15 protein-coding genes are annotated in these 15,769 nt (G+C 62.7%); 7 read left to right on the forward strand and 8 right to left on the reverse strand.

Features of this window, described 5'->3' with window-relative positions:
• Positions 1–7: 7 nt before the first annotated feature.
• A complete protein-coding gene (locus ACWGS8_RS00725; RefSeq protein WP_454579150.1) occupies positions 8–340 on the forward strand; it encodes a cupin domain-containing protein in 333 nt (110 codons plus the stop codon).
• A 183-nt stretch (positions 341–523) separates the two neighbouring features.
• On the opposite strand, the gene ACWGS8_RS00730 is transcribed toward ACWGS8_RS00725, so the two are convergent.
• Positions 524–1,945 (reverse strand): coniferyl aldehyde dehydrogenase, encoded by a 1,422-nt coding sequence (locus ACWGS8_RS00730; protein ID WP_454579151.1) that lies wholly within the window; start codon positions 1,943–1,945, stop codon positions 524–526.
• A gap of 255 nt (positions 1,946–2,200) precedes the next feature.
• Between ACWGS8_RS00730 and recQ the strand changes: the two genes are divergently transcribed.
• From recQ to ACWGS8_RS00745, 3 genes are all read left to right on the forward strand, one after another.
• A complete protein-coding gene (gene recQ / locus ACWGS8_RS00735) occupies positions 2,201–4,045 on the forward strand; it encodes a DNA helicase RecQ (protein ID WP_454579152.1) in 1,845 nt (614 codons plus the stop codon).
• 476 nt (positions 4,046–4,521) lie between these two features.
• A complete protein-coding gene (locus ACWGS8_RS00740; RefSeq protein WP_454580102.1) occupies positions 4,522–4,785 on the forward strand; it encodes a PilZ domain-containing protein in 264 nt (87 codons plus the stop codon).
• Between the two features lie 272 nt (positions 4,786–5,057).
• Entirely contained in the window at positions 5,058–6,332 is a 1,275-nt protein-coding gene (locus tag ACWGS8_RS00745; RefSeq protein ID WP_454579153.1) for a tyrosine-type recombinase/integrase, read from the forward strand.
• 178 nt (positions 6,333–6,510) lie between these two features.
• Here the strand turns inward: ACWGS8_RS00745 and ACWGS8_RS00750 are convergent, their stop codons facing one another.
• Positions 6,511–6,717: a helix-turn-helix domain-containing protein gene (locus tag ACWGS8_RS00750; RefSeq protein WP_454579154.1), complete on the reverse strand. Its 207-nt coding sequence runs from the start codon at positions 6,715–6,717 to the stop codon at positions 6,511–6,513.
• 182 nt (positions 6,718–6,899) lie between these two features.
• On the opposite strand from ACWGS8_RS00750, the gene ACWGS8_RS00755 reads away from it, so the two are divergent.
• Positions 6,900–7,568, forward strand: a complete 669-nt coding sequence (locus tag ACWGS8_RS00755; protein ID WP_454579155.1) for a hypothetical protein — start codon at positions 6,900–6,902, stop codon at positions 7,566–7,568.
• Positions 7,569–7,826: 258 nt separating this feature from the next.
• Here the strand turns inward: ACWGS8_RS00755 and ACWGS8_RS00760 are convergent, their stop codons facing one another.
• Together ACWGS8_RS00760 and traA are read right to left on the reverse strand one after the other, a co-directional pair.
• Positions 7,827–8,039, reverse strand: a complete 213-nt coding sequence (locus ACWGS8_RS00760; RefSeq protein WP_454579156.1) for a helix-turn-helix transcriptional regulator — start codon at positions 8,037–8,039, stop codon at positions 7,827–7,829.
• 127 nt (positions 8,040–8,166) lie between these two features.
• Positions 8,167–11,163, reverse strand: a complete 2,997-nt coding sequence (gene traA / locus ACWGS8_RS00765; protein WP_454579157.1) for a Ti-type conjugative transfer relaxase TraA — start codon at positions 11,161–11,163, stop codon at positions 8,167–8,169.
• A gap of 172 nt (positions 11,164–11,335) precedes the next feature.
• Here traA and ACWGS8_RS00770 point away from each other — a divergent pair, with 172 nt between their 5' ends.
• Positions 11,336–11,662, forward strand: a complete 327-nt coding sequence (locus ACWGS8_RS00770) for a conjugal transfer protein TraD (protein ID WP_454579158.1) — start codon at positions 11,336–11,338, stop codon at positions 11,660–11,662.
• A 1-nt stretch (position 11,663) separates the two neighbouring features.
• Positions 11,664–11,930: a conjugal transfer protein TraD gene (locus ACWGS8_RS00775; RefSeq protein WP_454579159.1), complete on the forward strand. Its 267-nt coding sequence runs from the start codon at positions 11,664–11,666 to the stop codon at positions 11,928–11,930.
• A gap of 131 nt (positions 11,931–12,061) precedes the next feature.
• On the opposite strand, the gene ACWGS8_RS00780 is transcribed toward ACWGS8_RS00775, so the two are convergent.
• The 4 genes from ACWGS8_RS00780 to ACWGS8_RS00795 form a co-directional block, all read right to left on the reverse strand.
• Positions 12,062–12,331, reverse strand: coding sequence for a hypothetical protein (locus ACWGS8_RS00780; RefSeq protein WP_454579160.1), 270 nt, complete (start codon positions 12,329–12,331; stop codon positions 12,062–12,064).
• Positions 12,328–12,984: a hypothetical protein gene (locus ACWGS8_RS00785; protein ID WP_454579161.1), complete on the reverse strand. Its 657-nt coding sequence runs from the start codon at positions 12,982–12,984 to the stop codon at positions 12,328–12,330. The genes ACWGS8_RS00780 and ACWGS8_RS00785 overlap by 4 nt, the downstream gene beginning before the upstream one ends.
• Positions 12,985–13,107: 123 nt before the next feature.
• Entirely contained in the window at positions 13,108–14,376 is a 1,269-nt protein-coding gene (locus ACWGS8_RS00790) for a hypothetical protein (protein ID WP_454579162.1), read from the reverse strand.
• Between the two features lie 13 nt (positions 14,377–14,389).
• On the reverse strand, positions 14,390–15,571 hold the full coding sequence (locus ACWGS8_RS00795) for a hypothetical protein (RefSeq protein WP_454579163.1): 1,182 nt from the start codon (positions 15,569–15,571) through the stop codon (positions 14,390–14,392).
• Between the last annotated feature and the right edge of the window lie 198 nt (positions 15,572–15,769).

Consider the following 15,769-nt stretch of genomic DNA (forward strand, 5'->3'; position numbering starts at 1 on the left):
GAGGACGATGACGAAGATCTTCGCGCATGCCGGGGAGGGGGCCTGGACGCCGACGCCCGATGGCAACAGGCGGCGCGTCCTCCTCTCCACCGATGAGCTGATGCTGGTCGAATTCGGCTTCGACAAGGGCGGCGTCGGCGCCCTGCATTCGCACCCGCATGTCCAGTCAAGCTATGTCGCCGAGGGCCGTTTCGAGGTGACCGTCGACGGGCGGACGGAAATTCTCGAAGCCGGCGGCAGCTTCATCGTGCCATCCGGTCTGGTGCATGGCGTCAAGGCGCTGGAAGCGGGACGGCTGGTCGACAGCTTTACGCCGCACCGCGCCGATTTCCTCGCCTGAGTGGAGGCCGCCGCCGACTTCACGACCACTTCGGAAAATGAGAAAACCCGCGCCCCTAAAGAAGGCGCGGGTCTGTTGCCTGGGCGCTTGTCGCGCCGCGGTACTCGAAACATTACCGCAGGATGGTAACCCTGCCGCATCATGGTGAATATTAACTTAATGCCCGCAGGTCACGGCGCTCGATCAGGTGATCCGTTGAAGCAGGCCGAAAAGCCGCTCGAACGTCTTGCCGTAGGGCGGGCGCAGCAGGGCGCCGGCGCTTAGGCGCGACTGCAGGAAAACCGGCTTCTCCTTGCTGAAGGTGCGGAACCCCCATTGCCCGTGATAGGCGCCCATGCCGCTGGCGCCGACCCCGCCGAAAGGCTGGTTCTCCTGCACCAAATGCAGCATGCAGTCGTTGATGGTGACGCCGCCGGCGACGGTCTCGCGCAGGATGCGCTGGCGGTTGCCGCTGTCATTGCCGAACCAGTAGAGCGCCAGCGGCCTGTCGGCCTGGTTCACATGGCTGATCGCCTCGTCGATGGTGGCGTATTCGATGATCGGCAGCACCGGACCGAAAATCTCTTCGCGCATCAGCCTCAAATCCGGGCCGGCATTGCTGACCAGGGTCGGCAAAAGCTTGCGGCTCACGGCGCCGAGGTCTTCGCCGGCCGGGTTGATTTCGACGACGTTGGCACCGGCATCGCGGGCGTCCGCGATCATGGCACGCAGGCGCTGAAAATGCCGGTCGCTGATGATGGCGGTGTAGTCCGGGTTGTCGCGCAGCGTTGGGTAGAGGCGCGCGACCGCGGCAGCGAGTTTGGCTGCAACCGTGCCGGCCTGTCCCTTGGGCACCAGCAGATAGTCCGGCGCGATGCAGGTCTGCCCGGCATTGAGCAGCTTACCGTAGGCGATGCTGGCCGTTGCCGCATCGAGATCGCAGGAGGGGTCGAAGATCGCCGGCGACTTGCCGCCGAGTTCAAGCGTGACCGGGGTCAGGTTGGCGGCCGCGGCGACCGCGACCTGGCGGCCGACCGCGGTCGAGCCGGTGAAGAGCAGATGATCGAAAGGCATCGACACGAACGCCTTGCCCATCTCGGCATCGCCGGTGATGACGCTCAACTCATCCGGGGCGAAGTGCTGGCCGGCCAGCCTGGCGAGCAGCGCCGAGAAGGCCGGCGTCAGTTCGGACGGCTTGACCAGAACGCGGTTGCCGGCGGCGAGCGCTGCCGTGACCGGCGCGACGGCAAGCTGGAACGGGTAATTCCATGGCGAGACGATGCCGACGACACCCAGCGGCTGCGGCAGGAGGCGGTTGCGGCCCGGCAGGAACGGCAAGGTGGTGGCGACACGACGCTCGCGCATCCAGCCTTTCAGATGAGACAGCGTGTGGCGGATGCCGGCGCGCACGACAAACAGTTCCGCAAGGCGCGTCTCATGCGCCGAGCGGCCGCCAAAGTCGGCGTCGATCGCGGCGCAGATATCCGTCTCATGCCGCTCGGTCAGCGCCAGCAGGCGCTTCAGGCGGTCTTTCCGAACGCCTAGATCGGGAAAGGGCTGCTTCTCGAAGGCGGCGCGCTGCAGCTGGAACCGCTCGCCGAGGACATCCTGTCTCACCTGCAGCATCGTGCCCTCCCTGGCTTGTCGGGCCAAGCTTACATCCTGGCGCGTGAAGGAATCCAGCTGGGGTGCAGGTGTCGCTGGGGAAGGTGTGTCTTCGCCAGCCACAGCCAATCAGTCCGCCGTCAGCATGGGATGACTGTTCCGGTTGTGTTCCGAGGGCGGCTGCGCTACTCCAAGGCGTCACGCGGAGAGCATCTTGATCGATTCCCACATCCTCTCCCATCCCCGAAAAATCGCTTCCCGTCCGGTGTCCGCCTGATGTCGGCACAGGGAGCGAGTGTTCGGGCCGAGGATCCCAAGCGGCGCGTCCTGAAGGATGTGTTCGGCTTCGACGATTTCCGCCCCGGCCAGGCCGATGTCATGGACGCGCTGCTCGGCGGGCGCCATGTGCTGGCCGTCATGCCGACGGGTGCAGGCAAATCGCTCTGCTACCAGGTTCCGGCGTTGGTCATGGGCGGGCTTACCCTCGTCGTTTCGCCGCTGGTGGCGCTGATGCAGGATCAGGTCGCGGCCTTACGGCTGGCGGGTGTTGGCGCCGATACGATCAATTCCTCGCTCGACCGCGAGGCCAATGTCGCCGCCTGGCGGCGCGTGGCATCAGGCCAGACGCGGCTGCTCTATCTGGCGCCGGAACGGCTGATGACCGAGCGCATGCTCGAGGCGCTCTCCAGGCTCGACATCAGCCTGATCGCCATCGACGAGGCGCATTGCATCTCGCAATGGGGGCCGGCGTTCCGGCCTGAATATGAGGACCTGTCGCGGCTGCGGCACATCTTTCCCAACGTGCCGATCATCGCGGTGACGGCGACGGCGGATGAGAACACGCGCAGCGATATCGAGGCGCGGCTGTTCGCCGAGCGGGTCGAAACCCTGGTGCTGGGTTTTGACCGGCCCAACATCAAGCTCGCCATCGAATCCAAGCAGGACAGCAAGCGGCAATTGCTGCGTTTCATCGAGCGTCACCCAGGCAAGAGCGGCATCGTCTACTGTCTGTCGCGCAAGAAGACGGAGGAGATGGCCGCCTTCCTCGAGAAGAACGGCGTCACCGCGCTCGCCTATCACGCCGGCATGAGCAAGGATGCGCGTGAGGCCAATCAAAACGCCTTCATGACACTGTCCGGCGTCGTCATGGTGGCGACCATTGCCTTCGGCATGGGCATCGACAAGCCCGACGTCGCCTATGTCTTCCACACCGACATGCCGGGCAGCCTGGAAGCCTATTACCAGGAGATCGGCCGCGCCGGCCGTGACGGGCGCAAGGCCGAAGCGCATATGCTCTACGGCCTTGGCGACATCCGCATGCGCCGGTTGTTCATCGACGACGAGGATGCATCGGTCGAGCACAAGAAACGCGCGCATCGCCGGCTCGACACGCTGATCGGCTATTGCGAGACGGCGCAGTGCCGCCGCCAGGTGCTGCTTGGCTATTTCGGCGAGGACGCCGGGCCTTGCGGCAATTGCGACAATTGCCTGGACCAGGTGCCGCGCGCGGATGGCGGTGCGGAAGCGCGCATCATCCTGGCCGCGGTCGCGCAGAGCGGCGAGCGCTTCGGCGCGGCCCATGTCATCGACATCCTGCTCGGCCATGAGACCGAGAAGATCCTTGCCCGCAATCACCAGAAGCTCGCCAGCTTCGGCAGCGGCGCGGCGCACAAGAAGGATCTCCTGACATCGCTGATCCGGCAGCTCGTCGCCGGCGGCTTCCTCGAGCCGGATCCGAGCGGCCATGGCGGCCTCGCCATCGCCGAGAAAGGCCATGCGCTTGGCCGGGGCGAGCTGCCGTTCCACTACCGTGTCGAGATGCGCACCCGGGCCTTGCGCAAGATGCGGGCGGCGGAGGGTGCCAACGCCGAAGGCGTCGACGCCTCGCTGCTGGCCACACTCAAATCCTTGCGGCTGCGCCTGGCCAAGGAACGCCAGGTGCCGGCCTATGTGGTGTTCTCCGACCGCACGCTGATCGACATGGCCGAACGCCGCCCGCGCGACCTCGACGCCTTTGCCGAGGTGAACGGCGTGGGAGGGGCGAAGCTCAAGGAGTTCGGGGCGATTTTTGTCAAGGCGATTGCGGGGCACCAGTCCGATGGATCGGTCCGAAAGCCCTAACCAGATCCTGCGGCAATCGTCACATCTGTATCGACATGCTGCCATCGACGGCCAGGCGGGCGTTTGCCCTCAATTCGCCTGCAGCACGTTGCGCCCAAAAGGCTAGATCAACCCGCCGCTGCCGTGAATGAGGGGCGGGATTTTGTGTTGGAACTTTAGTTAGAAAGCGGAAGCTGGGATGATCCCTAGCCACCTCTTGGCCCGCCCTTTGGTCCCCCATTCCGGGCGGGCTCTTTTTGCCTATCAGGCGGCAGCATTTCGATGCCGAGCAAGACCGTATCCTCAGCCTGCGTTGCTTTTTCGAGGAGGGTCGCCGGCGTGCAGTTGCCGGGGCTGGACCTAATACCTTCGTCGCAACCGCTCGACCTTGCGTCGCAATAAAAGTTTCGGAACTATTTTAGCGCATGCTAATTGAATCGCGACTGTCGTGGGCGGTTTATGCGTTTCGCCGCAAGATTTTCGGGACGAATGATAAGATGGGCGGCAACCCCGATGATCCACCAATTGAACGACGCTCACTTGCCCGGGCGGCCGTTCTCAAGGATGGAACCATTATCACCCAGGATCTGACGATCGCTTGCTCCGTCAGAAATCAGCACGCTCATGGTGCGGAGCTACGGGTGGAGCCGGGCGTGGTTGTTCCCGAGCGGTTCGTCCTTCACGTCCCTGCGGATGGTGTCGAATATCGTGCCGTGGTGCGATGGAGGAAGAACGAGCGGCTTGGCGTACAGATCTATTGAAACAACAGGATGCCATTGACTAACCGGATGACGGAACCAGGCAACTGGCCGAATTTATCGCGTCATCAGCACTCGCGAAGTGCGCGATCCTCAATGCGATTGGTGATTGGTGGCGGAGAGGGAGACAGCCATATTGCTGTCTCATGTCGTCTCAACCAATCGAAATCATGAGGCAATATCAATGCTTTAATCTAAAATGGCTGTCTCGTACCGTTGCAATCGGCATCATCTAATGCCATTGTTTTTGGCGGGTAAGATGATGGGATAGAGAAATGCCGAAGATCGCGAAGGAACTTTCAGCACTAGCCGTCAAGAACTTGAAACACCCCGGATCGACCGCACCGGGCAACGCTGTATTTGCTGTTGGCGGTGTTGCCGGGCTCATGCTCCAAATCACGCCTGGCAGCGGCCGGTCATGGTTATTGCGCACAACAAACGTCAATGGCCGGCGTTGCGAAATGGGTCTTGGCGGGCATGACGTATCATTGGGCGAAGCCCGCGAGCGGGCGAGGGCGACCAAAGACAAAATCCGCAACGGCATCGATCCGCTTCAAGAGAAGCGCGAGCGTCGCAAAGCCGCGATCGAGGCCGCAAAGCGCCATCTCACATTCCGCGATGCCGTTGACAAATTCCTTGCCGACACGCTGGCGGAATTCAGGAACGAAAAGCATCGGAAGCAATGGCAATCCACGCTGGACACGTATGCAATGCCCGTCATCGGCAATCTTGCCGTTTCCGAAGTCACCAAACATCACATGGTCGAAATCCTTAAGCCGATCTGGACGACCAAGACGGAGACGGCCACGCGTTTGCGGCAACGTTGCGAACGCGTGCTTGATTGGGCAAAGGCACACGGACACCGCGAGGGCGACAATCCGGCAGAGTGGAAGGGCAATCTCAATGCCATGTTGTCCAAGCCAAGCAAGGTTGCGACAGTCGATAATCAGCCCGCCGTTCAGTTGAAAGACGCGCCCACGTGGTTCGCAGCATTGCGCAAACGCGAAGGCACGGGTGCACGAGCATTGGAATTCGCGACATTGACCGCTGCGCGATCAGGCGAAGTGCGCGGCATGGAATGGCTTGAAATCGATTGGCACGCCAAATTGTGGACGGTGCCGGCATCGCGAATGAAAATGAGGCGGCCGCACGTTGTGGCGCTATCCGGTGCGGCAATGACAATCTTAACTGCGATGAAAGAGGCCGCGGCCGCCGACACAGAATATGTGTTTCCGGCGATCCGGGGCGGCATGCTATCCGACATGACGTTGAGCGCTACGATGAGGCGGATGCACGAAAGCGAGATCGAGGCGGGCCGCACGGGCTGGCTCGACAAGAACTCGAAGCGTCCAGCCGTGCCCCATGGGCTGCGGTCAACGTTTTCTGATTGGGCAGGGGAGTTGTCCGACTATCCCCGAGACATGCGGGAATTTGCGCTCGCTCACGCCATCAACAGCGACGTTGAGGCCGCATACCGGCGCGAAACCATGATTGAGAAGCGCCGAGCCATGATGAGCGATTGGGCTGCGTTTTTGCGGGGCGGGAACTGATCAAAGCTCTAAGACTGAGCCTCGGCAACGCCGGCCGAAGGCGATAAGCTCGCGAGCAAAACGGAACGCTAAGCTGTTCAGCAATATCGATCGCTGATCGCATCGGGCGAACCGGAATTATCAGCGGTGGCGCTGAGATGTTTCCGTTCAGTTCGATGGGCGCTGCGTGACGGCACCTCTAATTTCGCTTGGCTAAGCGCACGCCGGGCCCACCACCATTCTCTGGAATGAATTCGATGCCAGCGTTCTCCAGGGCACCTTGTACCGCCAGCAGTGTGTTGTCGAACAAAGCCTCGCCGCGCTCCAATCGCGCGATAGTGTTGGGAGAGACCTTGGCGAGGGCAGCAAGCTCCCGAATGCCTAGATGGAGAGCTGCCCGCGCCATCCGACACTGGGCCGAAGTTATTGCCATCCGTAGTAACCCTGTTACTAAGTTGTTGCATTTGCTGGCCATAGATAGTAACACTGATACTACCGTTGATGCCGACAAGCATCTTGAGCGGTTGGACAGGTGCGGTCACACCTGCCCAACCTAACCACAACCCTAGCTGTTATGGAGCTCGGATCATGGATGATTCCGACAATAGCATGAGTTTGTCTTTCGTCACCCGGCGGCGCTTGCTGGCGGGCACGGCCACGGCCGCCGTGGCATGGCCCTTCCATGGAAAGTCTTGGGCCGCCGAACTGACGGACGGCAGCAGCGCGGCTGATCCTGCTCTTCGTCTGTGTGGGAACTGGCAAAAGATCCACAACGAGACACTGGCGCTGTGCCGCGAACAGCAAAGGTTGGAGACACACCTCGCTAGGACGGTCGGCTTTCCTTGCGCCAAGGTACGGCTTGCCGATGGTACGGAATTAGCGCTCCATTCCATGGAAGGCCTGAACGATGCGTACTCTCCCGAAATTGAAGTCGAATGGAACAGGGCGGTTGCCGACTTCGCGGCACACCAGGCGCGTTGGGATGCCGCCGATGCTGAGATCGGCTATTCGAGAGCAGACGAACTGATACGGCAATCCGAAATAGCCGAACGCGAACTTCTGGATAATCTACCGCAGACAGCCGCTACCTCCATCGAGGGCATTTTAGCCAAGCTGCTCGTTATCTTGCATGACGGTGAGCATTGGGAACGTCCCGCCGATTTCCCTTGGCCTCATATCCGCTCGGTGCTGGATGACCTCGGCCGCCAGCATAAATATCGATCCGGCGATGATCGCGATCGATCGGGCAATCGTTAGCCGACGGACCTTATAGGCGGTGAGGATGCAGCCTGCTTCGAAGGAAGCCGGATCGGAGGCAGCCCGTCACGGCCTCTTCGCTCCAAAGTTGCCCTGCTTGAGCAAGCCATCTTGATGGGCGCGAGGCCGACCATCGTTTCTGGTTTGCCGTTTTCGCTCGCCTCGGCGGCGCTCCTGACGGACATGGCAGTAACCCTGCCGCCGTGACCGCTGCATCTCGATGAAGGCCAGCTTTCCGCGCAGTGTGCATCACCCTCATCAAAACTTGTCGTCCTCGTCTTGCGGACGCCACGAAACGGGATTGGTGATCCAGCGACTGATGTCGGATTCATGCCAGCCTGCACCGTGGATACTGATCTGGATCTGGTGTGGGAAGGTGCCGTCGGCGATCTTGCGATAGATGGTGGACCGGGACAGACCTGTCCGGGAGACGACGGTTTTCAGGCGGATGATACGGTCTGGTTCGCGCATGGACGCACTGCCTCTGCTGGTTGTCTTTGACTGCTCCTGATCCAGAGAGGACAGACACTACGGGCGCACAAGAGGGTTTTCCGCCTCGTCGCACCCCGGCGTAGAGACAGCGGCAAATAGGATGGGTCTAGAGTCCTATGCCCCGGCCCCGCCCGAGGTCGATGCCGTGGGTGAATGCGAGTTCCGCACCAAGGCGCCGACCAGAATCGACGCTGATGCCAAGGTCGTGCTTGCGGTTGGCGAGGATGGATTCAAGCTGCGGATCGCGCTCGAGGCTTTTGGCCATGTCACCCATCGCCGATCGCGTGGTCTTGTAGCCGGACATGTCACCCGCCTGATACTGGTGCTGGCTGGTCCGGTCGAGTTTGTGCCAACGCTCCACGAAATGGTCTGCGCGGCGGCCCGGATCGTTGTCCAGTCCGGTGCGGATTTCGGTTTCAAGCTGGAGGGCGCGGATGGCGCGGTTGATCCGTCCGCCGGCGGCCTCGGCGACAAGTTCCGGGCTCTTGACATAAGCCGCCTCGGCATCGCGCCAGCCATGGGGCCGCACCTCATCGAAGGCTTTTCGGGCGTCAGCCAGTTCGCGCAACCGCATCGGGTTGGCCTTGTTTCCCTCGTCCTCGTCGCTGAATATCGCTTCCATGGCGCGGGCATGACGCACGAGCGCATCGGTTCGGGCTCTCCGCAACGCCGCCTGCCCGTCCTCGGCGATCTCTCTGGCGGGCGCGGCGGGTTCGAGGCGCACTTCCTCTCTTGCCGGCCTGCGCATGGCGTCGAAGTCGGGCGCGCCATCTGCCGAAGGGCGCCGGCCGTCGAACATGTTGCGTAGCCTTTCAGGCACGACCTTGCGCACGATCTCTGCGACACGCTTGCGAAAGGTGATGCCGCGCCGCTCGGCATAGCTCTGCGCCGGGTCGATCTGTTCGTAGTCCGACGCCATGTCCTTGGCGCGGTCACGTGACAGCGTACGGACAAGCCGGTCCCGTGTCGCGAAGTCGTCGCCGCCGTAATGCAGGTCCATCCCGTCTCGATGCCGCGACAGGGCAACGTAGCTGCCGTGCGCATCCATCCCCGGCGTCGCCAAGACATGGGTCCGGTCAACCGTCATGCCCTGCGCTTTGTGGATGGTCGCGGCATAGCCGTGATCAATGTGTGCGTAGTCTTTCAGGTCGAATCGCACCGACCTGCCGTCGTCGGTGCGCACGGTCATGCCCTGTGTGCTGACCTCTTCGATCACACCAAGCGTGCCATTCTTGACGCAGAGCCCACGCTCATTGCGCAGGAACATGACGCGATCTCCGCAGGCGAAGCTCCTTGCCCCGCGCTCCACATCCACCTGAACCTCGTCGCCGAGATCGCCGGCAGCGCGCATGCGCTCGCGCGCAGCCTTGTTCAGCGCCCGCACCTCGTCGTTTGTGTGGGTGAGAATGATCCGGCTTGCCTCTGGCTCTGCCTGCCTGTCGCGATCCCAGCGCTGGACCAGATCGCCGCGCGCCTCGTCGCGCGTCGTAGCCTGGTGCACCATGCCTCTGTCGTCGTAGGCGCTGATCGCAGCGTCGATCCTGCCGGTCGCTAGGTCGCGCGTTGCGTCGCGCTGCCAGTCTTCGCGCTGCCGCCGCACCTGGCCGATCTCGACGCCGCCATGGCGCTCGTGGATCGAACGGAATGCGGCACCTGCCTCGATCGCCTGTAACTGCTGCGGATCGCCAACCAGCACGACCTTCGCGCCAACGTCCGCCGCATGGGAGAGCACGCGCTCCAACTGGCGCGTGCCGACCATGCCGGCCTCGTCGATCACCAGGACATCGCGCTCGGTGAGCAGATCGCGGCCCTGTCCCCAGCCATGTTCCAGGCTGGCGATGGTGCGCGACGAAATCCCCGATCCGCTTTCGAGATTCTCGGCCGCGATGCCGGAGAGTGCCGCGCCTCGAACCTCAAAGCCCGCGGCAGCCCATGCCTGGCGCGCAACACCAAGCATCGCGCTCTTACCCGTACCGGCAAAACCAACCACGACGCCAAGACCGCGTCCGTCGGTGATGTGATCCAGTGCGTCGGTCTGCTCGCCAGAAAGGACAAGCCCGCGTTGTGTTGCACGCGCCAGCGCAGCATCCCGATCCTGTTCACTCACCGCATGGCGCTCCTGTCTAGCCATGCGTTCTGCCGCGTGGTGCAGGCGCTGTTCGGTCTCGATCATCTGCCGGGTGGTGAACCGGTCTTCTCCGCGTCTGTCCTTGCCCAGTTCGACAAGATCCGGCGCCTTGCCGATCGCGCCAATGACCTTATTGAACTGCTCGATACCGTCGCTGTGGCGATGCGCAAACTTCGCGATGTCCTTGCGGGTAAAGGTCGATTGCTGATGCGTGATGGCATCGAGCGCCACGGATTGATCGGCGATAATGCGCGCGCCATTGTTGCGCGCGATCTCGCGGTGCAGTTCGGCGCGATCGGCTTCAATGCCGGCAGCGTCAAGGCCATCACCCTCAATGCGTTGTGCCGGAGCACCGATCTGCGTCTGCGGCTCCAGGGCAATGCCCTGCGCTTCCAGACTGCGATGATCGATGCGGGCGTCGATGTCGAGTTCGGCAAGGCGTTCATTGGCAAGTTCCGCCCATCGCTCGCGCCAGCGCTCGACCAGTTCGGTGCGGTTCCAGTCGCGGACCTTTGCACCAAAGCCATCCTCATCCACTGACCGCATGGTGAGCATGACGTGAGCATGAGGTTTAGGGCTTCCATCCTCCGCCCTGTCCCAATGCACATTGATATCGGCGACCATGCCCTGGCTGACAAACTCGGCTTGAACGAAGTCGCGCGCCAGCTCGATGCCGTGCGCCTGGCTCAGCTCGCGCGGAAGGGCAAACTCCACTTCCCGGGCCAGTTGCGCGTCCTTGCGCATCTCGAAGGCCTCGACATCGTTCCACAGCCGTTCGCGGTCGCTCCAGGCCCCCGGCGCATTCTCCGGCAGCAGCACTTCGGAATGGACGACGCCGCGCTTGGCCGAGAAGTCATGGCTGCGTTCGATCCGCTCGTCGCGCAACCGCGAGGCTGAGCGGTAGGCGGCCGACGCGACAGCACTTGAGCCGGCCTTGCGGCCAATGACCTTGACATGAAGATGATAGATCGCCATCGCGACCAGATCATTTGCACGTCAAAGCGCACGTCGGCACGACGTATAAGCGCGCCCTCCCTCGAAAAAATCTCGGGATGGACCAGGCCGTCCCGGGCTGTCTCGGCAACCCTGAAGCCTTCCGGCAGACGCTCCCCTATCATCGCCGCATCGACAACCGATGGAGACAGCCATGCGCAAACCACGGGACTTCGACGCGGAATTGAAGGCACTGGAAGACAAAGCGCGAGAACTCAAAACGCGCAAGGTACAGCAGCTCGGCGAACTCGTGATCGCCACCGGCGCCGACGCACTCAGCGCCGACGAACTGGCGGGCGCGTTGGTCGCAATCGCCGAGACGATAGACGCCGCAAAGCGTGAGGCATGGGGCAAGCGTGGAGTGACGTTTTTCGAGAGCAGATCGCGCCGAACTGCTTCGGCATCTGAAAGCAACCGAGGTAGCGCTCCTGCGCCACCGGGCAGCTCGCAATCGCCGGCAGGCAGCTCAGGCTCGCAATGACATGCGCGCCTGGCAGATGGAACGCCGCAGGCGCACCCGACATCTGATCGAACTCGGCGGTCTCGTGGTCAAGGCTGGCATCGTTGAACTGACTAACGACGACCGCGCCATCATCTACGGCGCGCTCATCTGGATGGCGGACATGCTCAAAAGCGAGGAAGCCGAACGTGCGCGAAGCCTCTGGGCCAAAAAGGGGAAAGTCGCGTTCGGGAAGGAGCAGACAACAGATGCGCCGACAACCTGGCGGCGCCAGCACAACGGAGCATGACGGCGGCGGCGCGAAAACCCAAATATAGTAGCGCCGCCCTCTTCGTACCGGCAGTCGATTTTAGGTTCTGAAATTTCGAAGGTCCAGCTGGGGGCAGGATTGCGGACCGTCATAAGACGCTTCCATTGTCGTTAGTAGGCGTTCAGGATGGCACGCTGATAAGTCCCAGTCTGCAGTCCGCGCGAAAGTTCGAACAGATCGCCTTTGGTGTTTTGACTCGGAGCTGAAAACGGTTCGAATCCTCTCGGGGGCGCCATTTCAGGCGTCGGTTCTGGCCATATTTTAGGCTTGGGACCTTCTTTCGAGCGCATGCCGCTTGATAAGCAAACAAGTTTGTGGCCGCGCGTTTCGCTCCGCATGATCGCGTTCTCGTGGCGGGCGCGCTCCAGACTTGTGCTCATGCCACTTTCCGCACCTGCATGATCAGACCTTCGGCGCGGCGGCGAAGCGTGCCGGGGCGATGCTTTGCGTACAGATCAAGCAGGTGGCCGCTCAGTTCGTCCTCAAGCCAGAGCAGGTCCCTGATCTCCCTGTCTTTCCAGTGATCGGGCCTGAAGCTTATTTCGCCGAACGCCGCGCGATACGGCCAGCGCTCCTGCTGCGGGCGCAGCGCCCGCTCGCCAAGGCGAACGATCTCCTGAAGCAGCGGCTCCGGCAGGTGCATATCGGCGGCGGGCCTGCCGGCGGCGCGGACCAGGACCGGTAGCGGAAGGCGTCCCGCGTCGCAAACAAGCAGACCGAGACTCAGCGCCGCCCTGCGCGCATTCATCATCGTGGGGGCCGTGCCGCACATGATGCGCCACCATGTCTCCCGCGATGCGGTCGCGATGCTCCTTTGATAGAAGTCCATCACCTTGAAATGAAACAGCGCGGCGTCGCCCTTGGTGATGCCACCGCCGGTCGCCTTGCACTCGACGATGAAGGTGCCGCGCCAACCGTCCGCCGCGCCGTCGAGTTCGTGGCGCACGCCCGAGGCGGAGACCGATCCGAACATCGATTGGTTGCCGGGACCCTGCCGCCTTGTGAAGCCGGGGCGATAGAGCAGGCCCGACACCGCGCGCTCCCATTGTCGGCCTTCCAGCGTCGCGCCCGTTATTTCAGGCCCGAAGCGCGCGATGAGCCAGACATCGAGCGTGAAATCGGCAAGCAGCTTGAGCGATGAGGGCAACGCAGCCTCCTACCGGCGGCCGAGCAGAAGGTCGTCGATGTCGTCGCCCGACTCGGCAAGCTCCGAGCGGTCGTCATCGCCGCCCGCCGGCGCTTCGTTCTCGAAATACTGGCGCGCAAATTTCGCGGTGATCGTCGGCAGTTGCTGTTCCGCTGCGGCGTTCATCAGTTCGCGGGCGCGGCTGAGCAGTATGCCGGGGCGGCCGTCGGAGATATCGCGCAGGACTTCGATCGAGCCTGGCTCGAACGGGAGCAGATCATCCTCAGCGCTGTCGATGCGCGCATCTTCGAGATACACACGGAGCAGCTCTTTCGCTTGGTCAACGTCCTTGAGGCCGTAAAGCACGACCACGGACGACGTGTTGCTCGGCGACACCTCGAACGGCGGCAGCCGGTTTTCTTCCCAGAACCGCTCCAGCACCTGCGCTGCGCGGTCATGGAAGGTGAAGATCATGTGCAGCCGCGTCGCGTAAGGCGTGCTTTCCAGCAGGTCCCTGATCCTGCCGATCTCGCGCGAGCGCTTGGAGGCATTGACGGAGCGGTTCGTCGCCAGATCTTCGAGCTGATCGATCATTAGGAACAGATGGTCGATGCCCGCTGCGGCGAGGACCGCAAGGGCGAAATCAAGATACTGAATGCCGTTGCGAAGCCGCGCCGTCGGCGAGACCGCGCCCAGCTCGGCCTTGAGCTGTTTGCCGCCACCTGTCGCGAACGCATTGACGAGTTCCTGGCGCAAGGGGCCGCTCGTACCGCCGATATTGATCCAGGCGTCAGCAACGCCTGCGGCGATCCCGTTGGCGTCATCGCTCTGCGCCTTCCCGGCGATCAGCGCACGGCATTTATCGAAAACCGACTCGCCGGGCGACGGTGCCATCGCGAGGTCGAGGACCGCGTTAAACAGAACCGGATAAAGGCCGGTCGCGTTGAGATTGTTGAGATTGGCGAACGCCGCCGCGACCGGCGCGCCTTTCTTCGCGCCCGCCTTCTCAAGGGTGGCCGCACCGAGATCCGCGTTGATCTCGCGGGCGACTTCCTGCATCAGCGTCGTCTTGCCAAAGCCGGTATCGGCGCGCTGCCCTTTCGACCAGAGGAAGCCAATGGCCTGTCCGCCCCGCACGCAGCCGCGAATGAGCTTCTTGCGAAATTCATTGGTCTCTTCCGGGAACACGGACTCGCTGTACGGCTGCTCGCCATCCTTGATGCGGATCGCTTCCGCCGGGAAGGGATTGCGATCCAGCTTCCACGCCTCTTCCATATGATCAAAGACATCGCTTGACATTGCTTTCTCTCCTTCACTTCAGTTGGGGTTGGATCGTCATCTCGTAGCGCCGGCTCCCGCCGCGCCGGTACAGCGGCTCGGACACGGGCTGGCGCGTCGTTCCCAGGTGCAGCAGGACGCGGGATTGGATTTCGGGCAGCGCGCCGCCCGACAGGCGCTCTATGACCATGTCGACAAGCGCGCGCGTCACGCGGCAGCGGAACGCTGCATCGGCTCTTACCTTGTAGATCGGGATATAGGGGGCGGACAGGCTTGTATCGGCCGCCTCCGCCTGCTTGCGGTAGGCTTCGACAATGGCCGCCGCGATATCGCGTTCATAGCGCGCCATGTCGCGCCGGACGATGACGACTCTCGCGCCGTCCTTGATGTCGGCCGCGAGCCAGATCAGGTTGAAACCCTCAAAGCTGCTGACATAGCGCGACTGGTCGAGCACGCGGAGCTGCGAACCCCAGCTTTTCAGAATGTCGATATCCGTTGCGCCGATCGGCAGGCCGTGCGCGGCGAACGCCGCGACGGCAAAGGCGTCGTTGATCGCCTGCGTCAGCGCCTTGCCGGTGGGCTTCGCTTCGTTGTCGCTGCCGAACCGGCGGCGCACAGTGGCGACGATTGTTTGCTTCACCGCAGCTGCGTCGATGCCGCCGCCCGGCACCTGGGGTCGCAGCTTCTCCGCAATCTGCTCCGCCCAATATTGCGTTCCGCGGCCTTCGCGCGCGGCAGCATCAACTTCGCTTTCGCTCACCTCGGGACAGGCGATCGGCGCGGACTGAAGCTTGCTGATCAGCGAGCGAAAATAGGGATGCGCCTTGTAGATAGCGCTCGCAAGACGATCGCAAAACGCGGCGACATCGTACGCGGCGAGGTTCGCCACCTCGCGTCCCTCGGCGGTCAGCGCGTAGGGGCGGTCGCGATGCGCTTCGACATAGCGGCGCGCCGAAGGCACCTGCTGGCGTTCGACGAACCCCAACCTGATCGCCTCAAGCAGCACTTCGGCGGTCGGAGCCCAATAAGCGTCCTTGTCGCCGACGCGGCTTGCGGTCCGCCGCCCGATCTCCTGCCGGGCCAACTTGTCGACTGTGCCGCTGTAGCGCTGACGGGCCTCCTCGAAGGTCGCGCCTTCCCGAAGCCCAATGAGTTGATCGCGCATATGGGCGAGGATTTGCTGAAGTCGGGGAATGGTGTCCTTGTGTTCGCTCATGGCGGCATGATGCACAATGTCACGTCTCCTTGCAAGAGATATGAGCAAGTGATATTCAGACGCCGCCAGTAGACGGTCAGGTTCTACTCGAGCGCGGTGCCGCTGAGGGCGGCGACCAGGTCAGCCTCCCATTCGTTGGGCGCGCCTTCCTCCATGGTCAGCGTGATTGCGACGGGAGGGAATTCTGCCCCAAAGATA

The organism is Mesorhizobium sp. 43Arga (assembly GCF_053714255.1).